Origin of the sequence: Glaciibacter kafniensis, from assembly GCF_039538945.1 — a bacterium.
Lineage (GTDB): Bacteria > Actinomycetota > Actinomycetes > Actinomycetales > Microbacteriaceae > Cryobacterium > Cryobacterium kafniensis.
Window position 1 is genome coordinate 1,139,644 of sequence record NZ_BAABCN010000002.1, and the last position, 20,924, is coordinate 1,160,567.

The 20,924-nt window shown below is 64.8% G+C and carries 20 protein-coding genes; 4 read left to right on the plus strand and 16 right to left on the minus strand.

The window, feature by feature from the left end; all coding sequences use genetic code 11:
* Positions 1–56: 56 nt before the first annotated feature.
* Positions 57–761 (minus strand): DUF4386 domain-containing protein, encoded by a 705-nt coding sequence (locus tag ABD791_RS05860; RefSeq protein ID WP_345063333.1) that lies wholly within the window; start codon positions 759–761, stop codon positions 57–59.
* A 249-nt stretch (positions 762–1,010) separates the two neighbouring features.
* On the opposite strand from ABD791_RS05860, the gene ABD791_RS05865 reads away from it, so the two are divergent.
* The 3 genes from ABD791_RS05865 (at position 1,011) to ABD791_RS05875 (ending at position 4,344) form a co-directional block, all read left to right on the plus strand.
* Positions 1,011–1,598 carry a TetR/AcrR family transcriptional regulator gene (locus ABD791_RS05865; protein WP_345064526.1) on the plus strand — a complete coding sequence of 196 codons (588 nt, stop codon included), beginning with the start codon at positions 1,011–1,013 and terminating at the stop codon, positions 1,596–1,598.
* Positions 1,599–1,948: 350 nt separating this feature from the next.
* Positions 1,949–2,959 (plus strand): alpha/beta fold hydrolase, encoded by a 1,011-nt coding sequence (locus ABD791_RS05870; RefSeq protein ID WP_345063335.1) that lies wholly within the window; start codon positions 1,949–1,951, stop codon positions 2,957–2,959.
* Positions 2,960–3,015: 56 nt separating this feature from the next.
* The gene (locus ABD791_RS05875) at positions 3,016–4,344 is read left to right on the plus strand and encodes a flavin monoamine oxidase family protein (RefSeq protein ID WP_345063337.1); all 1,329 of its coding nucleotides are present in this window, start codon (positions 3,016–3,018) and stop codon (positions 4,342–4,344) included.
* 86 nt (positions 4,345–4,430) lie between these two features.
* On the opposite strand, the gene ABD791_RS05880 is transcribed toward ABD791_RS05875, so the two are convergent.
* The 6 genes from ABD791_RS05880 to ABD791_RS05905 all read right to left on the minus strand — a co-directional run bounded on the left by ABD791_RS05880 (position 4,431) and on the right by ABD791_RS05905 (position 10,668).
* Entirely contained in the window at positions 4,431–5,417 is a 987-nt protein-coding gene (locus ABD791_RS05880; protein WP_345063339.1) for a type II asparaginase, read from the minus strand.
* Between the two features lie 148 nt (positions 5,418–5,565).
* Positions 5,566–6,645 (minus strand): sulfite oxidase, encoded by a 1,080-nt coding sequence (locus ABD791_RS05885; protein WP_345063342.1) that lies wholly within the window; start codon positions 6,643–6,645, stop codon positions 5,566–5,568.
* A 55-nt stretch (positions 6,646–6,700) separates the two neighbouring features.
* On the minus strand, positions 6,701–7,561 hold the full coding sequence (locus tag ABD791_RS05890; protein WP_345063345.1) for an enoyl-CoA hydratase/isomerase family protein: 861 nt from the start codon (positions 7,559–7,561) through the stop codon (positions 6,701–6,703).
* A gap of 25 nt (positions 7,562–7,586) precedes the next feature.
* Positions 7,587–8,927: a Dyp-type peroxidase gene (locus ABD791_RS05895; protein WP_345063347.1), complete on the minus strand. Its 1,341-nt coding sequence runs from the start codon at positions 8,925–8,927 to the stop codon at positions 7,587–7,589.
* Between the two features lie 20 nt (positions 8,928–8,947).
* Complete coding sequence (locus tag ABD791_RS05900) at positions 8,948–10,096, minus strand: DUF4331 family protein (RefSeq protein ID WP_345063350.1); 1,149 nt, start codon at positions 10,094–10,096, stop codon at positions 8,948–8,950.
* Positions 10,097–10,119: 23 nt separating this feature from the next.
* Positions 10,120–10,668, minus strand: a complete 549-nt coding sequence (locus ABD791_RS05905) for a hypothetical protein (RefSeq protein WP_345063352.1) — start codon at positions 10,666–10,668, stop codon at positions 10,120–10,122.
* A 254-nt stretch (positions 10,669–10,922) separates the two neighbouring features.
* Here ABD791_RS05905 and ABD791_RS05910 point away from each other — a divergent pair, with 254 nt between their 5' ends.
* The gene (locus tag ABD791_RS05910; protein WP_345063355.1) at positions 10,923–11,219 is read left to right on the plus strand and encodes a putative quinol monooxygenase; all 297 of its coding nucleotides are present in this window, start codon (positions 10,923–10,925) and stop codon (positions 11,217–11,219) included.
* Between the two features lie 20 nt (positions 11,220–11,239).
* Here ABD791_RS05910 and ABD791_RS05915 read toward each other — a convergent pair whose 3' ends face one another.
* The 9 genes from ABD791_RS05915 to ABD791_RS05955 all read right to left on the minus strand — a co-directional run bounded on the left by ABD791_RS05915 (position 11,240) and on the right by ABD791_RS05955 (position 20,904).
* Positions 11,240–12,388, minus strand: a complete 1,149-nt coding sequence (locus ABD791_RS05915) for an XdhC family protein (protein WP_345063358.1) — start codon at positions 12,386–12,388, stop codon at positions 11,240–11,242.
* Between the two features lie 21 nt (positions 12,389–12,409).
* Positions 12,410–13,177 carry an SRPBCC family protein gene (locus tag ABD791_RS05920; RefSeq protein ID WP_345063361.1) on the minus strand — a complete coding sequence of 256 codons (768 nt, stop codon included), beginning with the start codon at positions 13,175–13,177 and terminating at the stop codon, positions 12,410–12,412.
* Between the two features lie 25 nt (positions 13,178–13,202).
* Entirely contained in the window at positions 13,203–14,447 is a 1,245-nt protein-coding gene (locus tag ABD791_RS05925) for a vWA domain-containing protein (RefSeq protein ID WP_345063363.1), read from the minus strand.
* Positions 14,448–14,518: 71 nt separating this feature from the next.
* Positions 14,519–15,442: an AAA family ATPase gene (locus ABD791_RS05930; protein ID WP_345063366.1), complete on the minus strand. Its 924-nt coding sequence runs from the start codon at positions 15,440–15,442 to the stop codon at positions 14,519–14,521.
* Complete coding sequence (locus tag ABD791_RS05935) at positions 15,439–16,077, minus strand: nucleotidyltransferase family protein (RefSeq protein ID WP_345063369.1); 639 nt, start codon at positions 16,075–16,077, stop codon at positions 15,439–15,441. The genes ABD791_RS05930 and ABD791_RS05935 overlap by 4 nt, the downstream gene beginning before the upstream one ends.
* Positions 16,061–16,969: an XdhC family protein gene (locus tag ABD791_RS05940; RefSeq protein ID WP_345063371.1), complete on the minus strand. Its 909-nt coding sequence runs from the start codon at positions 16,967–16,969 to the stop codon at positions 16,061–16,063. The genes ABD791_RS05935 and ABD791_RS05940 overlap by 17 nt, the downstream gene beginning before the upstream one ends.
* A gap of 50 nt (positions 16,970–17,019) precedes the next feature.
* On the minus strand, positions 17,020–19,413 hold the full coding sequence (locus ABD791_RS05945; RefSeq protein WP_345063373.1) for an aerobic carbon-monoxide dehydrogenase large subunit: 2,394 nt from the start codon (positions 19,411–19,413) through the stop codon (positions 17,020–17,022).
* On the minus strand, positions 19,410–19,982 hold the full coding sequence (locus ABD791_RS05950) for a (2Fe-2S)-binding protein (protein ID WP_345063375.1): 573 nt from the start codon (positions 19,980–19,982) through the stop codon (positions 19,410–19,412). The genes ABD791_RS05945 and ABD791_RS05950 overlap by 4 nt, the downstream gene beginning before the upstream one ends.
* Before the next feature lie 4 nt (positions 19,983–19,986).
* Positions 19,987–20,904, minus strand: coding sequence for an FAD binding domain-containing protein (locus ABD791_RS05955; RefSeq protein WP_345063377.1), 918 nt, complete (start codon positions 20,902–20,904; stop codon positions 19,987–19,989).
* Between the last annotated feature and the right edge of the window lie 20 nt (positions 20,905–20,924).

The window sequence follows — 20,924 nt, forward strand, 5'->3', positions numbered from 1 at the left end:
GCGGCACCCGTATTCCGCCGCGGTCATCGAGCGTGGCACTGCCGCATTTTCGATGGTTAGACGTCGGACTCTCGGAAGGCGCGTGGGGCGCCGTCGGCGACCATTCCTGCGGTGATCGGGGACGGCTTGAAACCCTTGACGACCAGGTAGACGCCGAGCGAGAACTCCCACAGCGCGATCGGGAGTGCCGCGAGCGCCGACAAAGCCGAGGTGCGGTCGTTGACGCCGAACATTGTGGCGATGAGGGAGGCAAGCAGAATAGGCGCTCCGATGAACCCGACTATGGGAAGAATCCGGGGCACCAAGCGTGATTTGTAGAGCAGGGAGCCGAGCAACAGTGCGTTCACGACGGGCATGAGGCCTTGTCCGAGGAAGAATGCGTCGTATTGGGCGAGCAGCGCCTGGCCGGTCACCACCGCACTTTCGCCGGCCCCGACCCGTCGCAAGGTCACGACCGACAGCAGGCTGACGACGCCGGCGAAAATGGTGCTGGCTTCAAGAATTCGTGCGCCGACGAAGCCGAGAGCAACCGCTTCATTTTGCCGTTTGACCACTGGGAACAGCACCACGGCTGTGCCGATGCCGGCGAGGGCGACGATGATCTCCAGGAGTCCACCGATGACAACGGGAGTGTCGGGGCCGGAACCGACGATGTAGTTCGGGTCGTGCACCGGAATGTAGAGGGCGAGAGAAGGGATCGAGACAAAAGTGATCAGGTAGAGCACCCCCGCGACGAGTGCGGTCTTTCTCAGCGCGGTCATCGGAGCTCGTTGTTCGGTTGTGGTTCGGGCGGCGGTCATGGTGACTGTCTCCTTCGTGGGCTCGTGGAATCCATCTCTCTCGGATCCTTGACCCGCGACTCCGGTCCCGCAAGTGGAGCCATTTCGGCCGCGACCATCACCCGAGCACGAAGTTGCGTCCGACAACCTGGAACGAGTTCCACTCAGCGACACTCATATCGCATACACTAATGTCTGATTTAGCTAATCGAAGTGGAGTCTCCAGTGACGATGGTGAGGCGTGAACGCGCGGTGCGATCAGATGCGATCCGCAATAGAGACGCGATTATTGATGCCGCGGCTCGGTGTCTCGCCTCGAACCCGTCTGCCACTCTCGCGGAGATTGCGGCCGCGGCAGGCATTGGGCGCGTCACCCTCTACGGGCACTTCTCCTCTCGGCAGGAGTTGACCACGGCCGTTCTCGAACGCCAGATGCACCTCATCGAAACCGAGATGGGGACCGTCGATCTGAGCGGTGACGTGTGGGTGGCGCTGGACGCGCTCGTGAGGTCCTCCTGGCGACTGCTCAGCGACAACAACATCCTGCTCGGTGTCGTTGAACATGCCGTGTCGGCAGAAGATATCCGCGACTCGCACGATCGCCCCATGGAGAGGGTGAACGCGCTGCTCCTGCGGGGTCGCGAGGCCGGCACCTTCAGACGCGACCAGAGTGTTGAGTGGCAAGTGGCAAGCTTCTACGCCATCCTTCATGCCGCCGCCGCCGAGGTCAGGGCCGGTCGGCTGACCGAGGCTGAGGCTGCGATGGTCGTTCCGCAGACCGTGCGGGCGGTCCTGGTCCCCGCCGGAGTAGAGGGCTAATACTGCACGGATGCTCACGACGGCCATCTCTGTCACCTCGTGGGTTGGGTAGCGCCGGCGCGAGGAAACAAACGGCCTGAGCGTCGTGTGATCGTCGCCGGCCAGCGCAGAGGGCGCGGCCTCGCTGACCACTGACCGCTAACCACTGACCGCTGACCGCTGACCGCTGACCGCTGACCGCTGACGAGCATCCGCTCGTGACGCACTCGCGCGTCCAGTAACCCTGCGACCCCTTGACTAACTCAAACATACGTGTTTGTCTTAGTGCAAGCAAGTTGAACATGCCTGTATGAGTAAGGTTCGAAATCGTTCTCTCCGATGTCACCAAGCTGCAAGCTAAGGAAACCCCAATGTCCCACAACGCTGAAACCCCGGTGTCCGCGATCGTTTCCCTGCTGCCAAAACGTCGACTGCCGTGGTGGCGACGTGCGCTTCGCGCCACGGGAATAGTGGCCGGTGTTGTCGTGGGGCTGCTTGCCGTCTCCGCGGTGGCGAACGCCGTGATCACGACTGCTGAAAAGGCCAGCATCACCCCCTACGGCCAGAAAGTCAGTATCCCCGCCGGTGACGTAAACGTGTATCGCAACGGCGGAACCGGGCCGACCATGGTGATGCTGAGCGGCTACGGCACCGCCGCACCGGCCATCGACTTCGCACCACTCATCCGCGAGTTGCCGAACTTCAACGTGATCGTCATCGAAGGATTCGGATACGGCTACAGCGATCAGGATGTCCGCAACCGAACGGTCGAGAACATCACGGCGGAAATCCATGAGGTGCTCGCCCGCCTCGGTGTTCACTCCCCGATCATCCTCGTCGGGCACTCCATCGGCGGCATCTACACCCACTACTACGCCAACGCTTACCCAGGCGAGGTGTCGGCACTGATCGGGATTGACCCCACGCCAGCGATGACATCGTCAACGAAGGCAGGCGAACCATCCGCTGTGGCCGGATCGTTGACCCAGCTGGGACTCACCCGCGTCGCGAACGCGGTCGCTCCGGTGCTCGTGCAGCCCGACGGAACTGCCTTCACGAAAGACGACCGCGCTCGCCTCGTTGCAATGGCTGACTGGAACTTTGGCAACGCCTCAGTCTCCGATGAGTGGGCACAACTCGCCGCCAACTCCACCAAGACCGCTGCAACTCCCCTGCCCGCATCCGTGCCGGTACTCGACTTTCTCGCCACCGAATCCCTGGCCGGAATCCCGGGATGGATGCACAACCACGAGAACGAGCTCGCCGGCGTAACGACCCATCAGATCCAGGTCGTCAGGGGCGCGCATTACCTCCACTGGACCCAGGCGCCCCTGATGGCACGCGCGATCTCCTCCTTCATCGGCGAGCATGCCTCTCAGTAGTTCTCGATAGTGTCGAAGCGCACGAGTGACGTGGACGCAGTGAAGGAAGGTCGGGGATGGATCATTTCGAGACGATTGTGATCGGCGCGGGGGTGGCCGGCCTGACCGCCGCCCGACTGCTGGCGAAGGCCGGTCGTCGCGTCGTCGTGCTCGAGGCTCGTGACCGCGTCGGCGGCCGGGTGTGGACGGATCGCGATGACGGACTCGTCACCGACCTCGGCGCATCCTGGATCCACGGGGTCACCGACGACCCTGTCGGCGCGGCGGCGGAGGCATTCGGGATGCGGACCGTGGAATTCTCTGTCGGCGGATACCAGCCGGACAGTCGCCCGATCGCCTACTACGGTCCTGACGGGCAACGACTGCCCGATGCTGCAGCCCGATGCTTCGCCGACGACATCCGCTCGCTCGACGTCGCGCTCAAGGAGGCAATCGCGGCATCGGATGCGGATGCGTCATATCGCGACGTGACCGAGACGGCACTCGCCGGCCAGAGCTGGGACGATGATCGCACAGAGCGCGTCCGCGAATTCCTGGCGCACCGTACGGAGGAGCAGTACGGGGCGTGGATTGAGGATCTCGCCGCGCACGGCCTCGATGACGACGTCGTTGACGGCGATGAAGTGGTGTTCCCCGACGGCTACGACCGCCTGCCCACACGCCTCGCAGCCGGGCTCGACGTGCGCCTCGAGCACATCGTCTCCCACGTGCGATGGTCAGCGGAGCGTGTCACCGTCACGACGGGACAGGGCACTCTGACGGCCGATAACGTCGTGGTGACGGTGCCGATTGGCGTGCTTCACTCGGATGACTTCGTCATCGAACCGTCGCTCCCCGAACCTCTTGCGGGAGCCTTGAGCCGGCTCGAAATGAACGCATTCGAGAAGGTCTTTCTGCGGTTCCCGACGAAGTTCTGGGACGACGGGGTCTATGCGATCCGGCAGCAGGGACCCGAAAGCCGCTGGTGGCACTCCTGGTACGACCTCACGTCACTGCACGGAACACCCACATTGCTGACCTTTGCCGCTGGCCCGGCGGCACGAGACACACGGCACTGGGATGACGAGCAGGTCGTCGAGTCGATCCTCGCGCAGTTGCGGCGCCTCTATGGCAGTCGCGTCGAGCGCCCGACCCACGTGCATAAAACTGCCTGGCAGGACGATCCGTTCGCTCGCGGTTCGTATGCATTCATGACGGTCGGGTCGACGACCGCGGACCACGACGACCTCGCAACCCCGGTCGGCGGAGTCCTCCACATCGCCGGTGAGGCGACCTGGACCGACGACCCGGCGACGGTCCCTGCGGCTATGCATTCCGGCCACCGCGCGGCATCGAACATCCTGCAACGGGACATCCCGATGGATGACGTATGGGCGGAGGGCTGACGAGGCGCACACATGCCCCCACCGAAGGAGGCAATCCGCTGGCTCTGCGGCCGTGATCAGCGCTCTCCTGTCCCCCGGATTCTTGCCTAGTAACGGTAGAAGGCATCTTGAATATGACCGCGCTGTAGGCCACGCGCCAGACAGAGCTGGAGGAGCACTCGACTCTTCTGTGGATTGAGCTGGTCCGACGCCACTAACCCCAACCCGTCATCGTCCAGCTCGATGTTGCGACCGACATCGCCGCTGCTGACGCGCGAGCTTCGCACGACGATCACGCCGCTGCTGGCGACGTCCGCCAGGGCCTGCGCCACTTCCGTGGGGACGTTTCCGTTTCCCACCCCCGCGATCACGATTCCCTGGGCACCGAGAGAAGCGCTTGCACGCACCAGATCCGCCGGCATGTTCGCGTGAGCGTACAGAATATCCACGCGAGGCAGGGCGACTTCGCTTTCAACGGAGAACTCAGAGTCACCGGTATGTGGATGCGTGGGGTGACGGAAATAGCGAATGCGACCATAGCTTGCAGTCCCCAGCAATCCCGCGCCCGGAGAAACGAACGTCTGCACATCGGTGGTGCTGGACTTCGTGACGTCCCGCGCGCTATGGAGATCGTCATTGATGGCGACGATAGCGCCGCGGCCCCGAGCTTGTGGATCCGCCGCCACGCTCACCGCGTTGAACAAGTTAAGTGGACCATCCGGGCTCAACGACGTGGCAGGACGCATCGACCCTGTGAGCACAACCGGGCGCTGAGACTTCACGACCAGATGGAGAAAGAATCCCGTCTCCTCGGCGGTATCTGTGCCATGGGTGATGACGATACCGTCGGCCTCATTCGCGGTGAACAGCGCGTTAACTCTTGCGGCGAGCGTGAGCCACAGGCTGTCATTCATGTCCTGACTGCCCACTTGGGAAAACTGTTCGCCCGTCAGCGTGGCCACACTCCGAAGGCCGTGCACACCATCAATCAACGCGCTGACTCCCAGTCCGCCCGAGCGGTATCCCGGATCGACAGGGGACGGAGCCGTGCCCGCTATCGTTCCGCCCGTCGCAAGAATGTGCACTCTGGACATCGAAACTCCTGTCAACCCGTGGGCTGCGTTGGGGCCGCCGTGCAGAGGGTGTCGCTCGTGTGCGGGTCACGGATTGATTGCTGATCGGATCTGGCACCACACGGTAGGCCGCGTTGCATCGAAGGGCAACGGCAGGAGGCTGGAGTGGTCATCGGCGATCGACGTAGATGACTTCGATTGCGTTGTTTCCGTAGCCCAGCCGGTTCCACGCCGGAACGTCGGGTTGTACGTTTCCGGCGGCGTCGGTCGCCCTCGCCCTCAGAGTGTGCCTCCCGACGTTGTTGGTGTGCCAGGTAAAGGTCCAGTCCTGCCAGTGGTAATCACTTCGGGCCGGTTCCAGTTGTGCCGGCTGCCAGTCACCTTCTCCGGTGAGGCTGACGTCAACGCGGGTGATCGGGCCGGTGCCTGACCATGCCTTACCGCGGACAGTGTAGGACCCGAGGCCGATGGTGGAGCCGGGAGCTGGGTCGGTGATCCGGGCGCGTGCCCGCATCAGGGTCACCGCTTCGTGGGGTCGGTCTGGCCACTGGTACATATAGTGGCCGGTCTGGAATTCGCCGGCGTAGGGCTCGGAGAGCACCTCGATACGCTTCAGCCATTTCACCGACGCCACGGCATACCAGTGGGGCACGATCAGCCGGAACGGTGCGCCATGGTCGCGCTCAAGAGGTTTGCCGTTCATCTCGTAGGCGATGAGGATCCCCGCCGCGGGATCGACGGCGTGTTTCAGTGGCAAAGACCGGATGAAGGTGAGGTCGTTTTGATCCGTCTCGGGAAGGATCGCCTGAAGGTGGTAGGGCCCGTGGTCGGCCCCTTGGGCGAGGACTTCGACGCCTTGCGCCGAGGGGCCGACCTTTGCCAGGACCTCATGCAGGAGCACGCCCGTCCATCGGGCCGTGGAAACGGCGAAGTCACCCCAGGGTTCCCCTGTCGGCAGTGGCCTCATGCCGAGGCGCCCGTTGCCGGCGCATTCGAGAGTGACCGTGTATTCGTGTGCCGGCATCGCGCGCAGGTCGTCGAGGGTCAGGACGGTCGGATGCGCGACCGCCCCACCGACCTCCACGGTGCCGTCGTGTGTGGGCACCGCGAAGTTGCTCCGCACATAGTGGAGCTCGGTGGGAGTGATGTCGTCGATGAGCGCGGCCGGCGGGGCCTCGGCGTTGTAGGGCGCGGGGTTGATCATCACCAGCGCGGCGCGTGCCGCGTCGAGATCGTGGGGGACGGTCATGGCTCAGCCTCCTTGGGGCGGGTCAAAACGGCGGGTCAAAACACAGAGTGGGTTCTCAGAAGTCGGAGTCGCTGAAGGCGGGTTCGCGGCCGTCATTGAAGGCACCGATGCCTTCGACGCGGTCGGGATGAATAGCCGAGCGCCAGTGTGCGTCCATCATGATTGCGATCGCCTGCTCAATCGGCTGGCCCTCGCCCAGGTGAACCGCTCGTTTCACGGCCTGGACGGCGGTCGGGGAATTGCTGGCAATCTTGTCGGCGATCTGTTGGGCTGCGGACATCAGCTGAGTGGGATCGTGGAGCTCGTTGACCATGCCGAGTCGGTATGCCTCCTGTGCCGAGACGGGGTCTCCGGTCATCAGCATCTGCAGGGCCTTGCCGCGTGGCAGCAGACGGGGCAGCAAGGCCGGGGATCCGCCGCCGGCTGCGAGGCCGAGCATGGCTTCGGGTTGGCCAAAGGTCGCGTTGGTCGAGGCAATGATGAAGTCCGTGCTCTGGGCGAGCTCGCATCCTCCGCCGTACGCGATTCCGTTGACGGCGGCGAAGATCGGCTTGCGGAGCTGGCGAACCGTGTAGAGGGTGCGGTCGAAAGCTTGGCGTTGACGCAGCCAGTCCTCCTTGGTCATGGCTTTGCGTTGCCGCAAGTCACTGCCCACCGAGAAGGCGCGATCCCCGGCTCCGGTCAGGATAACGACGCGTACCGCGGTGCGAACGGCGATCTCTTCGACGACGTCGGTGAGCAAGGCGCCCATCTCGGTGGTGATCGCGTTGTCGGCATGGGGTCGGTTGAGGGTGATCAGGGCAACTCGACCGTTAGAGAGGTATTCCAGCAGCACGGGCGCCTCGGTCTCCTGGACGTCGGGCGCCGGTGGGCCGAAGTCGAGCGCTGCCCAACGGTCTGTGCTTGATGAGCTCATCATGCTCCTCTCGGGTGTGAACTCGTCAGGTGTCGAGTTCGGCGAGCCAGCGCAGCGCCCGCAAGCTGGGGGCGAAGCAGTACTCACCTCCGCGGGTGACCACGAAGGGTGGGAGGTTCTGCAGCCTGCGCCGGATCGGTCGTTGGGGGATGGTGAAACCGCTCGACTCGTCGTGAGGTCCGACCAGGGGGTCGGACTCGAGCGGAGCACCGATGAAGATGCCGTCGTTGAGCCACTGGGTCTTGACGAACTCGAACTGACGTTTGATGTGGGCGCCGGCGAAGACGAAGACGATCCCGCGGTCGATCCCGTCGTCCTCCAGCACGCCGTCGGGGAGCATCGGTCCGTAGCTCGTGCCGCGTCGGATCATCCGGTGGAGCCGGACATCCACACTGCCGTCCTGGTCGAATGCGTCGCGTGGGTTGGCTCTGCGTGCGTGGGCTCCCACCGGGCACTTGAAGCCGCGCGGGTCATCGGCGAAGAGGAAGTCGTTGTTGCGCAGTGGGTCGCTCCCGAGCTCGGGGTCGTCTTGGTCGGGAGAGAGCGCGAGCGGGGCACCGCTCTGCCAGCGCCCGACCATCTTTGCGCCGAGGAGGTTCTCCTCCTCGCGGCTCGCCGCCCTGGTACGAAGATAAGCCCGGTAGGCCGCCACCTTCGTGTGCAGCTTTCGGAACACGACATAGGTGCCGTTGCGGCCCAACACCTCCGGAGTGGGCATCGGCGGCAACTCCCCCGTCTCATCGGGATAGCCCAAAACAATCTCGCCGGCTTTGAGCGGTCGCTCATGGGGGTTGGTGGGGCGTCGGCCGCTCCCCTCGACGGCGGGTTGACTGATCCCGTCCTTGAAGCCAAAGGAGGTGCGGCCTGTGGCGAGCTGGTAGCAGTCCTGATGCCAGATCAGCTCGACCCCCGGAAGCTCGGTCAAGGCGCGGTGTGCCTTCTCGATGGCTGCCTGCAGCTGTTCCTCGTCGGAGGAGAGGACAGCGATCGCGACATGCACTTCGTCGGTGCCGAGAGGTTTCTCCCAGTGGTCGGGAGCGCTCTCACCGACATCCCCCAGAACATCTGCGCGGGCTGCCATGCCCTGTCGGAACTCCGGTGCGAAGCTATCCAGTGATGCTTGCGGCACCCCGAGGGCCTTCAACCCGTGGTAGGTAAAGGCGACAGTGAGCGAGGTGTTGTCCGGGGTGTCGGCGGCTCCGGCGGGGTTGACGATCCGGTGCAGCCTCCGCACGAGCTCACGGCCGTCAGCACGGTCCGCGATGCGAAGCATGAGATAGGTTCCGACGTATGGGGAGGGGCGTTCGTACAACGCGCCGGCCTGGATATCGTCGAGCTCCAGGGTTACGCCTGTCGTGGCCGCCATTGATCATGCGCCTTTCGTTCTCAGTGGTGCTCAGGGGGTACGGGCGGGTTCGGGTTCGGCGTCGCCAGGTACGGGAAGTTGCCAGTGGCTTGCTGGGTGGCGGAGTCGACGCCATCGCGGATGGTCGGGCCCCGACCAGCGTTGACGAGCTGGGTAAAGATCGTGTCCATCACGTCGTCGTTCAACGTGCGGCCCCCGCACGTCTGGTGAACTTCGCCGCGCCGTGCAGCGAGCTCGATCTCGAGGAACGAGCCATGCTCGAGATAGGGCTTCGTGACGTCGACGATCAGATAGTCAGCGAGCATCAGGTCCGTGAGCGGGTGACGGCCGTTCGTGTCAATGGGCCAGTCCATCTTTCCGTCCAGGGAATCCCAAAAAGCGAGGTTGGCGTCCAGTCGCGCTCGGTAGGCGCCCAGGTAGGAGTCTCCGAGGTGGAATGCGTCATCCATGTTGTACAGGTCGCGGATCTCGAGATCCCGGTTCACGGGATCGAACTCTTTCGGCGCGAGCATCATGTTCTTGACCTCGGGGCGCCCCACTCGCTCGATCCTGACGTTGAACGTTCCCCGGGTGAGGGTTTCGGCAACGACGCCCACGAGATCTCCGCCCGCCACGAAGCTGGCGTCGATCTCTACGACGATGCTGAGCACGTTCTTGCCGTCCAGGAAGATCGAGCCGGGATCGGTGAAAGCGAGCTTCCGGGTCGCGATCGTCGCCAAGGCGGCGCGGGCATCCATGATGAACGGGTCCCAGCGCGTGCCAGCGAAGACCCGCATCCCAGGCCCAGAGCCCCCGTGCGGATCGTTGACGCGGAAGGAGATTGATTGTCCTGACGGACCACGGCAGGTGCCCTGCTGCTGACGGCTCGGCTGCTCGTCGGCGTTGCCCGGAGCGACGTCAGGGGCGTCGAAGACGCACTCCACGACAATCTCCTCCTCCCGGGGAACGAACCCCCACCCGGCATCGTTCGGGCTCGGCCGGTGGAGAGGTCGTAGCCGGAAGCGGTAGAGCAAACCCTCGGAGAACAAATCGGACGGCTTGGCCATCGGCAACGTGTTCAGAACCAGCACAAGCGAGCCCGGCCGCTCGGGGCTCGGGAATGCGTACACGTCCGTGATGTCCGCGATCGGGTTGGCGAGGGCACGTGGCCCGGAGATATGGTCCGACATGACAGTGCTCGTCTCTGTTGCGTTTAGTCGCCGGCCTCGTCCAACAGAGGCTTCAGCGCTGGATGCTGGAGGATCTCTGCGGCCTGAGGGTGGTCGAGCACCTGTTGGAAGGCGTTGTTCACACGCTGAGCCTTTCGGATCTCCTTGACCGTGCCGCCGTAATTCCGAGCGTATGCGGCTGCCGATTGCTCGGCGTCGAGGATGAAGGCTCGCAGGGCGGCCAGGTCCGGCAGCCCGCCGTAACCTTCTACGTGGCGGAAGATGACGTCGAACAGCGCCAGAGTCGGACCAGAGGTGAAGAAGTCCTCCATATAGGCGTCCCACGGGCCATCGAAGCTGGTCACGAATGCGAGCCGCGTGTCGTCGTCGAACATGACGAACCGCGCCTCGTGAATTGTCTGGACCGCCATCCCGTAGTCACCGGGTCGGTACCCCGGCGTGTCCTGCAGATCGACGAGCGCGGCTCGCAACGGCGGCCCCTCGCCCGGCTTGACGCGAAAGAACAAACTGAACTCGCTTGTCGGCCCGACACTGAGTCCCGGCTGCGTTATTCCACCATCTGATGTGGCCATGCGAGGGACTATAGCAGGCCTCATCCGGAACTGTTGAAGAATGCTCGAGGGCGTTGCAGCGTCTGCGGAGGACCGAAATCATGCCAGAAGACCTGCGATGGGTCGACCGGAGCCCGTCCTCTTCGTGGCGTCTTCGGCTGCGCTTCTCCGACCACCCTGTCGCGAAGAACCGGACCCCTTGTTGTGGTCCGAGTACCTTCTTAGACTCGGGACACGACCGCACGGCCGATTCCGACGACGATGAGGAGACTGCGATGGCACTCAAATTTGGGCTACTGGCACTGGTAGAAGCCCAGCCCGGAAAGGAACAGGAGGTGTGGGAGTTCCTCAACGGTGGCCGAGATATCGTGGTCAACGAGCCGGACACCAAGACGTGGTACGCCTTCCGTGTCGATGAAAAAACCTTCGGCATCTTTGACACGTTCGAGACGGAGGAGGGCCGGCAGGCTCACCTGAATGGCGCGATTCCCGCCGCCCTGGGCGAGCAAGGGCCGAATCTCCTCGCGAAAGATCCGGACATCCGGATGATCGAGCTCATTGCCGTGAAATAGGCGCCGTGACGGAGGCCCACTTACTGCCCTGCGCTGTACGGCTCGTGCTGCTCGTCGTGATGAATTCGGGCGGCCAGCGATCCGAGCGGTTCCCGACTGCCACCCCACTGCAGCGCCAGGATCTCCGCCGCGATCGAAACCGCCGTCTCTTCTGGGGTTCTCGAGCCGAGATCCAGTCCGATCGGGCTGTGTAGCTGTGCGAGTTCAGCGTCACTGATCCCGACCTCGCGTAGTCGCCTCAACCGGTCGTCGTGCGTGCGCCGGGAGCCCATCGCGCCGATGTAGGCGATCTGCGGCCCACGCAGTGCCACCTCGAGCAGCGGTACGTCGAATTTCGGGTCGTGGGTGAGCACGCAGATCACCGTGCGGGCATCCAGCAATCCGGCGGCGAACTGGTCGGTGAGATAGTGGTGCGGCCACGAGACGATCACCTCGTCGGCGTCTGGAAACCGCGCCCTCGTCGCAAACACCTCCCGAGCGTCACAGACGGTGACGCGGTATCCGAGGAAGCTCGCCAGTCTGGTCAGCGCGGCGGCGAAATCGATGGCTCCGAAGACGAGCATTCGCGGCCGGGGCGCGAAGCTGGAGAAGAAGACCCGCATTCCTTCACCCTGGCGCTCACCGTCGGGCCCGTAGGTCAGGGTCGTGTTGCGGCCGACCGCGAGCAGCCCCTGAGCGTCATCGCCGATGGCGCGATTAGCCTGCTCTGATCCCAGATTGCCTTCGAATCCGTGCGGCCTCACCACGAGGTGGCGGCCGAGCCAGTCGGCATCCGGATGCTCGATCACCGTCGCAACCGCCACGGGGCGGGAGTCTTCGATGTCCTGCCGCACCGCGTCAAGCTCTCCGAAGGTGCGCCGGGAGACCGGTTCGACGAAGACGTCCAGGATGCCGCCGCAGGTCAGCCCCACTGAAAATGCGTCGTCGTCGCTGATGCCGTAGCGCACGAGCACCGGTGAACCGGAGGCAATCACCTCTGTGGCGAGGTCGTAAACCGCCCCCTCGACACAACCGCCGGACACCGAGCCGACGACGCTCCCATCATCGGTCACCAGCATCGACGCACCAGCGGACCGCGGCGCCGATTCAAAGGTGCGCACGACCGTGGCCAGCCCTGCAATGTTGCCCTCCTGCCAGCTTCGCGTCAGCACTTCCAGCACATCACGCATCTCGATCGGGCCTCCAGTTCCTCATCTCGAGACAGTACGGCTCGACGGCGTGCGGCTCTCTGCACGCCGGCCGAGACGATAAGCGACGTACGCCACCGCGGCGACGAGACCCAGCAGTTTGGCGGGGGTGAGCCGGTCCATGATCATCCCCTTGACCAGCGCGACCGCGTTCAGACTCGTGGCAGTGTTCGGCGACCCGGTGCTCGGCGAGGCTGGCGGTGACGGCCGCACCGACGATGGCCGCACCGTGGGTGATATCTCGGGCCCGGTGTGCGGTTTCTCCGGCTCCACGGGCTGCTCCCCAGGTGTGTCCGCGGGCGACACCCCGGCCGTATCTTCCCGCGCCTCCCCCACCATTTTCTGCAGGTTCTCGGCGAAGAGGGCCATCATCTGGTCGGTGACACCGCCGATGATGCTCTTTCCCATGGCCGCGACCTTGCCGGAGAGGTCAACATCAGCGCTGACGGTGCCGGTCGTCGTGCCGGCCGACTCGACCAGCACCAGGGTCGCCGTTCCTTGCGCCGTTCCCTGCCCGCGGGCTTCCTGCGCCTTCCCCTCGAACGCCGCCCGGTGGGCCGTGGCGTCGCGTTCAACTACGGTCAGTTGCCCCCTATATTGCATGCTCACCGGTCCCAGCTTCACTTTCAAACTGACCTGGTAGGCGTCTTCAGACAGCTTGTTCAGCACCTGCGCCCCCGGAACGCAGCCTGCGACCCGCTCGAAGTCCATCAGGGTTTCCCATACCTCGTCGATCGGAGCGACGACGGAAAACGTGCTTTCGAGTTGCATTATGTTGTCCTCTTCTTGAGCATCATCATGTCCTGTAATTGAGAAGCCTCTGGTTGAACTGTGTGCTCGTGTGGTCGGCGTGAATCGCCGCAGCTACTTCGGCCAGGGCCGCGTAACTGTGACCGCTGACGAAGGCGTCGCAGTAGGGCAGTGCCGCAGCCATCCCACCCACGAGCGGCTGATAGCCCGGGGCCACTTTGCGCGGATTGACCCAGATGATTCGGTAGGCCAACCGCCTCAGGCGTGCCATCTGAGTGGCCACGAGCACCGGATCGTCTTGTGCCCAGCCGTCGGAGAACACCACAACAACGGCGCCCCTGGCAAGGCCACGGCGCCCGAAGTCGTCCACGAAACGACGGATGCTCTCGGCGAGCCGGGTTCCGCCCGCCCAGTCGGAGGTGCTTGCTGCTGCTCGTGCGAGCGCCTGGTCCGGGTCGCGGATCGCCAACTGGCGGGTGAGCCTGGTGAGTCGGGTGGAAAACACGAACGCCTCCGCCTCGGCCCCATTCACCGCCCCTTGCAGGAGCGAAAGGAACACGCGGGTAAACGGCTCCATCGACCCGGACACATCACACAGCAAAACCAGCCGTCGCGGGCGCGGACTTCGACGCGCATGGACCAGTCGCGTGGCGTCGCCTCCGGTGCGCTGCGCCGCTCGAACAGTGCGCCGGATGTCCAACTGGTCGCGGTTGTTTGTCGACTGACGAGTACGACGGCTGCGACGTTCCGGTGTCGACAACGCGATCTGCCGCACGAGGGAGCGCATCTGGGCGATCTCTTCGGGTGCGAGTTCAGCGAACGACACGTCGTGCAGCTGCTCGTCGGTCGAGGCCATCATCAGGATCGCGTCCCGCTCGGGTGCTGGACGATCGTCGGAGCCGTCCCTGGCAGGTAACGGGGCGGGAGGCCACGATTTCCGAGTATCCTCCGCCTCGCCGAACGGGCGCGTATCTGGCGCCGCTGGGCGGGTCCGCAGCTCCGGGTTGATCGGTGCGGAGTGGGGGTCCGATCCGACCGCGGGTGCATTGCGGTCCCCTCGATACTCCGCTGGGTCGAGCAGTCCGTCGAAGACGGCGGAGAAGACCGCGTCGAAAAGCGGCAATTGCTCCTTGCGGGACACAAACACCACCCGGCACGCCCAGTACAGCGGCTCACGAGAGTCGGGCGGAACGAGTCGGAGCGCCTCGGCCAGCCGCGCCGCCCGATCAGGGGAGGAGGACAGACCCGCCCGGCGTAGCGCCGTGGCGAACCCAGCGGCGAGCGCGGCCACCTCCACGCCCGGCCGAATATCGAAGCGCGTCTCGGCTGTCTCCTCCCCAGCTGTCTCTACCATCTGTGGACTCACCTCTGTCCTGCTCCCACCAGCCAGTCGGCCCCGTGTGCCACAGCCAGGTCGAGGTCATCGCGGTTCTTTACAATGGACCCCCAGGTCTGCTCGACGGTGTGCGCGTCGAGGCGGTCGACGCCCAGTACCGTGAGTGCCGACACCCAGTCGATGGCTTCGGCGATCCCCGGGGGTTTGACCAGGTCAAGTGAGCGCAGCTTCGTGATGGCCGACGCGGCCTCGAGCGCGATCGGTTCGGCGCTGCTCGGAACCCTTCGCCGCACGATCTCGGCGATCCGTGCGGGCCCGGGGTAGTCGATCCAGTGGTACAGGCAACGACGGGTCAGCGCGTCGTGCAGGTCCCGTGTGCGATTGCTGGTGAGGATTACGATCGGCGGGTGCGCAGCTCGAATGGTCCCCAGTTCGGGAATCGTCACGGCCGCCTCGGCCAACAGCTCGAATGTGAACGCCTCGAATTCGGCGTCGGCCCGATCAATCTCGTCCAGCAGCAACACGGCCGGGCGCGGGCCTTGATGCTCGATTGCCTGAAGCAGCGGCCGTCGTAGCAGATACTCCGGCCCGAACAGTTCGGTCTCCTCCAGATGGATATCCCGCACCTCAGCCAGCCGGATGCCCAGCATCTGGCGGGGATAGTTCCATTCGTAGAGAGCCTCGCCCGCATCGATTCCCTCGTAGCACTGCAGCCGGTACAGCGGCGTGTCCAGTGCCAGGGCCAGCGCCTTCGCCGCCTCGGTCTTGCCGACCCCGGGTTCGCCCTCGAGCAGGATCGGCTGGGGCAGGTGCACGGCCAGGAACAACGCCGTTGCCAGCCCGATGTCGGCCAGATAGTCGCCGGCAGCCAGGCTCTCCTGGAGGGAGCCGACGTCGGGTATGAGCCGGCGCACGTCGCCCTCCGCGCCCACGCGCGCCGGGCCGCTCATCGGGGGTTCCGCTGCGGTCCGGCCCGCAGCACTGTTTCGCCCCGCAGTGCGAGAACGTGCTCATAGTCCGCCGCGGTGTTGACGTCCAGCGGGATCACTCCGTCGATGGGCACCTCGGTGACCTCCGCTGCTCGCTGCTCGAGGAGTTTCCACACCGCCTTGTCCCCGTGCAGCGCGGCCAGCGTGGGGAGCAGAGAGCGGGCGAACGCGAACGGATGCCCGACACCGTTCTCGTAGTGGCACACTGCGATGCTCGACTCCCCTCGCCCATCAAGCAGCCGGCGCACGCTCTCCGGGCGCACCCCGGGCTGGTCGCCGAGCAGGAGCACGACCACATCGGTCTGCGGATGCAGGGCCGGGATGGCCGTGGCGATTGATGACGAGCATCCGGTGTCGTAGTCGAGATTCTCGACCACATCGACGTCGTGGGTGTCGACCGTCTGCCGCACCTCGTCGGCGGCCCCGCCGAGCGCGAGGACGATCTGGTCGAAACCGCTGTTCCTGGCGGTTTCCAGCGCGGCGTCGAGGAGGACCCCTCCTCCATAGGGAAGAAGTTGCTTCGGGCTGCCGAATCGGCGCGACGCCCCGGCGGCCAGGACGAGTCCGGCGACTCTCAGTTCAGGACGCGACGGCATACTGCTCCGGATGGGCGAGGAAGCTTGTGCGGCATCCGTCTGAACAGAAATACGTCGTGACGCCGTCCCGTTCGACGTGGATGCTCGACTCCACGGCCGCGACAGCCATCCCACAGACCGGGTCGATCGCGGTGCGAACTGTTGGTGCGGTCTTCGCCGGTCTGCTCTTGACCCGTTCGGAGACCAGCTGGGCCAAGATCGACAGTGCGATCTCGCCCGGGGTGCGGGCGCCGAGTTCCAATCCGGCCGGGCTGAACACGCGCGCGCGCTGCTCCTCGTCGACGTCGAGGGAGGCCAGCACGGCGGCACCTCTGACCTCGCTCGCCACGAGCGCGACGTAGGCAACCCCCGCGGCGAGCGCCGCCATCAATGCCGGCTCCTCGTCTTTGCCGTGTGAGGCGACGATGACGGCGGCGTCGTCCGCCCGAGGGTGCGCTGAAGTGCCCGTGGTGAGTTCCACGTCCAATCCCAGGCCAGCCCCCAATGTCGCCAGCGCCTGCGCGATGGGGGTCTCCCCCACGACGAGCACCCGGGGCGCCGGTATGCGGGGTTCCAGGAAGATCTCGATCGCGCCACCGCTGAGGCAGGGGTTCGAGACCTCCACGGCACCCTCCTCCTCAACGTGGGACGGTTCGCCCGGCACGACGCGAAGCAGCAGCGGCTCTTCGGTGGAGAGTGCCTGCAGTGCGTACACCCGCACCGAGGCTTCGACGCAATTGCCGCCGACAAACCCGTCGATCTCCCCTGTCGCATCCACCAGGGCAGTATCGCCGGCCTGCGCGCTCGTCGGATGCTGCGCCCGAACCACGGTGGCTCGCACGAAGGGCTCGCGACGTGCGACGAATTCCTCTGCTCTCTCGGTGAGCGTTTCTCTCGTTGCCTCTACTCCCATCAGTGTTCCTCTCACAGCAATGTCAGACGAGCCAGGTCAGAACGGCCATGTCAGACCGGCGGCCGTGCTCGGCCCTGCATGGCCTCCCAGACTCTGGCCGGTGTGCAGGGCATGTCGATGTGGGTGACGCCGAGGGGCGACAGCGCATCGACGATCGCGTTGACGATGGCAGGCGGTGAGCCGACCGTTGCCGACTCCCCGATGCCCTTGGCCCCGATCGGGTGGTGCGGTGAGGGGGTGACGGTGAAACCGGTCTCCCAGTTCGGCACCTCCATGGCTGTGGGGATGAGGTAGTCCATGAATGAGCCGCCGAGGTTGTTGCCCGCCTCGTCGAACTCGATGATCTGCATCAACGCCATGCCAACGCCGTCGGTCAGGCCGCCGTGCACCTGACCTTCGATGATCATCGGGTTGATCCGGGTTCCGCAGTCGTCGACCGCGATGAACCGCCGCACTTTCACGTGGCCGGTGCCCGGGTCGACATCGACCACGCAAATGTAGGCACCGAAGGGGAAGGTCAGGTTCGGCGGGTCGTAGGTCACCTCGGCGTCTAGATTGCCGTCGATGCCCTCGGGCAGCGTCACCGTTCCGTGTGCTCCCATCGCGATCTCGGCGATGGTCTTTCCGACACTCGGGTCACCCTTGACGAACCAGCGTCCCTTCTCCCATTCCAGGTCTTCCGGGCGTGTCTCAAGCATGGCCGCGGCGATGAACTTCGCCTTCTCCCGCACCTTGCGGGCGACGAGGGCGACGGCGCCGCCGCTGACCGGGGTCGACCGACTCCCGTACGTGCCCAACCCGAATGGCGTCTGGTCGGTGTCGCCGTGAACGACTTCGATGTCCTCTGGGGGGATGCCGATCTCCTCGGCGACGATCTGGGCGAATGTCGTCTCATGCCCCTGCCCCTGGCTCTGCACGGAGATGCGCACCACGGCCTTGCCCGTGGGGTGGATGCGGAGTTCGGCGCCGTCCGCCATGCCGAGGCCGACGATATCCATGTGTTTGCGCGGGCCGGCTCCGACGGTTTCGGTGAAGAACGAGATGCCGATGCCCATCAGTTCACCGCGCTCGCGCTTCTCCTTCTGCTCCCGCCGCAGCTCGTCGTATCCTGCGATCTCCATCGACAGACGCATCGCCCGCTCATAGTTGCCGGAGTCGTACTCCCACCCGGTCTTGTTCAGGTACGGAAACTGTTCCGGCTTGATGAAGTTTTTCAATCGCAACTCTGCGGGGTCCATCTCGAGCTTGTGGGCGAGTATGTCGACCAGCCGTTCGACGAGGTAGACAGCTTCAGTGACGCGAAAAGAGCAGGCGTAGGCGACGCCGCCCGGCGCCTTGTTGGTGTACACGCCCGTCACCGTGCAGTGAGCCGCTTGCAGGTCGTAGCTGCCGGTGAAGATGTGAAAGAAGCCGGCCGGATACTTCGTCGGCTGGGCGGTGGCGTTGAAAGCCCCATGGTCTGCGAGCACGTTCGTTCTCACAGCGAGGATCTTTCCCTCTTTCGTGGCCGCGATCTCGCCCTGCATGATGTAGTCGCGGGCAAACGACGTGGACATCAGGTTCTCTGACCGGTCCTCGACCCACTTCACCGGCTTGCCGGTGACGATCGAACCGACGACGGCGAGAATGTACCCCGGATAGATGCCGACCTTATTGCCGAAGCCGCCCCCGATATCTGGTGAAACGATGCGAATCTTGTGCTCGGGGATGCCGGCGACGATCGCGAACAGGGTGCGGTGCGCGTGCGGTGCCTGGCTCGTCTCGTAGAGGGTCAACGTGCCGTCGATCGGTTCGAAGTCTGCCACGGCGCCGCAGGTCTCCATCGGAGCCGGGTGCGAACGCGGGTAGACGATCTCCTGGGACACGATGACATCTGCCGAGGCGAAGACCGCGTCGGTCTCGGCCGCGTCTCCGGCCTCCCAATCGAAGATGTGGTTGTCGGTGCGACCCTCGATCTCATCGCGGACGACGGGAGCATCCGGAGCCAGGGCCTGCCTCGCGTCGATAACAGCGGGCAACACGTCGTACTCCACCTCGATGAGTTCCAGCGCGTCGCGAGCGGCGTAGCGGTCCTCTGCCACTACGAATGCCACCTCCTGGCCCTGGAACCGTACCTTGTCCGTGACGAGCACAGCCTGCACATCGGCGGAGAGCGTCGGTGCCCAGGCGAGATTGAGCCCGAGGAGGTCTTTCCCGGTGATCACGGCGACTACCCCGGGGTGGGCAAGGGCGGCGGCGGTGTCGATGGAGACGAGTCGGGCATGGGCCACCGGAGATCGAAGAATGGCGCCATGCAACATTCCCGGCAGCACGATGTCATCGACGTAGTGGCCTTTGCCCCTGACGAACCGCGGATCCTCTTTGCGCTGGAGGCGACCGTATCCGATCGGGCGGTCTTCGTCACCGGCGGCCGGGTTGGCTGGATGGTCCACTGCGACAGTCATGCGCCTACTTCTTCTCCGGTAGCGTCGGCGATACGTTCGTGTATCTCGACCATTTCGTCTGTCACAGCCATCTCGACGGTCTCGGCCGTCGCATCCGCTTCGGGAATTCTCTGCGGATGTTCGGCCGCCCACTGCACGGAGCGGACGATGGTGGCATAACCGGTGCACCGACACATCTGGCCGGAGATGGCCTCACGGATCTCGGTGTCGGTCGGATGCGGGTTGGCATCGAGCAGGGCCCGGGAGGTGAGCATCATGCCCGGCGTGCAGAACCCACATTGCAGGCCGTGTTCCTCCATAAACCCCTGCTGGACAGGATCGAGCGTGCCGCCGACGGCCAGTCCCTCCACCGTGGTGATGGAATGACCGTCGGCCATGGCCGCGAGCACGGTACACGACTTCACGGGTTGACCGTCCATCAGCACAACGCAGGTTCCGCAGTTGGAGGTGTCACATCCCCAATGTGTGCCGGTCATTCCAAGTACGTCGCGAATGTAGTGAACGAGCAAGACGCGCGGCTCGATCTCGCTCGTGACGTCAGAGCCGTTCACGGTCATGCTGATCTGCATCGGCTTAGCCTTCCTGGGGTGTCGGCGACAGGGATGTCGGGGATACGGATGTCGGGGATGCGGCCGCTCGCGCACACGCACTGCGGAGCACCCGGCGGGTCAGCTCGTCAGACAGGTGACGCTTGTACTCGATCGGCCCCCGCTGGTCGGCGACCGGATTGCTGGCGAGGGCGGCGAGGCGGCCGGCCTCAACGAACAGTTCTTCGCGGGGCTTTTCGCCTCGCATCACTGCTTCGGCCGGGGAAATGGTTCCCTCGACTCCGACCGCGGTGAGGCCGATGGCAACGTCGTCGATGGTGCCGTCCTCCGCGAGTGAGACTGCCGCCCCGGCCGCCACAATCGCCCAGTCGCCGACTCGACGGTCGACCTTCTCATAGGCGCTTCCGGAGCGCGGACGGATCGGGAAGCGGATCTCACACAGCAGTTCGTTCTGCCCGACCGCAGTTTCATAGGGCCCCTTGTGGAACTCGTTCATCGCGAGGATCCGTTCGCCGCCGGGCCCACGGATAACCGCCTCCCCGCGCAGCACGTCACAGACGGTCGAGAGGTCCTCGGCCGGGTCTCCCTGGCAGAGCGACCCTCCGATGGTTCCGCGGTTGCGCACCACGGGATCCGCGATCACGCGCTCGGCATCGGTGAAGATCGGAAAGAGCCCGGCAATCTCCGCGGACTCCAGGAGCGTCGTGTGGCGGGTCATCGCGCCCACGCGCAACTGATTGCCGTCGCGCAGGATGAAATCGAGTTCGAACAGGTCGTTGATGTCGATCAGCCACTCTGGTCTAGCCAGTCTGAGCTTCATCATCGGCAGCAGGCTGTGCCCACCGGCAACGACCCGCGACTCTGGGCCGTGACGTTCGAGGAGGGCGAGAGCATCAGCGACGGTGGTCGCTCTGGCGTAGTCGAATGGAGCCGGAATTTGCACGGTGACCTCCTCGGTTGCTC

Bases quoted from the DNA above. Each gene is read 5' to 3' on its own strand.
- ABD791_RS05860 (WP_345063333.1), bottom strand. From the start codon at position 761: ATGACCGCGCTGAGAAAGACCGCACTCGTCGCGGGGGTGCTCTACCTG.
- ABD791_RS05865 (WP_345064526.1), top strand. From the start codon at position 1,011: ATGGTGAGGCGTGAACGCGCGGTGCGATCAGATGCGATCCGCAATAGA.
- ABD791_RS05870 (WP_345063335.1), top strand. From the start codon at position 1,949: ATGTCCCACAACGCTGAAACCCCGGTGTCCGCGATCGTTTCCCTGCTG.
- ABD791_RS05875 (WP_345063337.1), top strand. From the start codon at position 3,016: ATGGATCATTTCGAGACGATTGTGATCGGCGCGGGGGTGGCCGGCCTG.
- ABD791_RS05880 (WP_345063339.1), bottom strand. From the start codon at position 5,417: ATGTCCAGAGTGCACATTCTTGCGACGGGCGGAACGATAGCGGGCACG.
- ABD791_RS05885 (WP_345063342.1), bottom strand. From the start codon at position 6,645: ATGACCGTCCCCCACGATCTCGACGCGGCACGCGCCGCGCTGGTGATG.
- ABD791_RS05890 (WP_345063345.1), bottom strand. From the start codon at position 7,561: ATGAGCTCATCAAGCACAGACCGTTGGGCAGCGCTCGACTTCGGCCCA.
- ABD791_RS05895 (WP_345063347.1), bottom strand. From the start codon at position 8,927: ATGGCGGCCACGACAGGCGTAACCCTGGAGCTCGACGATATCCAGGCC.
- ABD791_RS05900 (WP_345063350.1), bottom strand. From the start codon at position 10,096: ATGTCGGACCATATCTCCGGGCCACGTGCCCTCGCCAACCCGATCGCG.
- ABD791_RS05905 (WP_345063352.1), bottom strand. From the start codon at position 10,668: ATGGCCACATCAGATGGTGGAATAACGCAGCCGGGACTCAGTGTCGGG.
- ABD791_RS05910 (WP_345063355.1), top strand. From the start codon at position 10,923: ATGGCACTCAAATTTGGGCTACTGGCACTGGTAGAAGCCCAGCCCGGA.
- ABD791_RS05915 (WP_345063358.1), bottom strand. From the start codon at position 12,388: ATGCGTGATGTGCTGGAAGTGCTGACGCGAAGCTGGCAGGAGGGCAAC.
- ABD791_RS05920 (WP_345063361.1), bottom strand. From the start codon at position 13,177: ATGCAACTCGAAAGCACGTTTTCCGTCGTCGCTCCGATCGACGAGGTA.
- ABD791_RS05930 (WP_345063366.1), bottom strand. From the start codon at position 15,442: ATGAGCGGCCCGGCGCGCGTGGGCGCGGAGGGCGACGTGCGCCGGCTC.
- ABD791_RS05935 (WP_345063369.1), bottom strand. From the start codon at position 16,077: ATGCCGTCGCGTCCTGAACTGAGAGTCGCCGGACTCGTCCTGGCCGCC.
- ABD791_RS05940 (WP_345063371.1), bottom strand. From the start codon at position 16,969: ATGGGAGTAGAGGCAACGAGAGAAACGCTCACCGAGAGAGCAGAGGAA.
- ABD791_RS05945 (WP_345063373.1), bottom strand. From the start codon at position 19,413: ATGACTGTCGCAGTGGACCATCCAGCCAACCCGGCCGCCGGTGACGAA.
- ABD791_RS05950 (WP_345063375.1), bottom strand. From the start codon at position 19,982: ATGCAGATCAGCATGACCGTGAACGGCTCTGACGTCACGAGCGAGATC.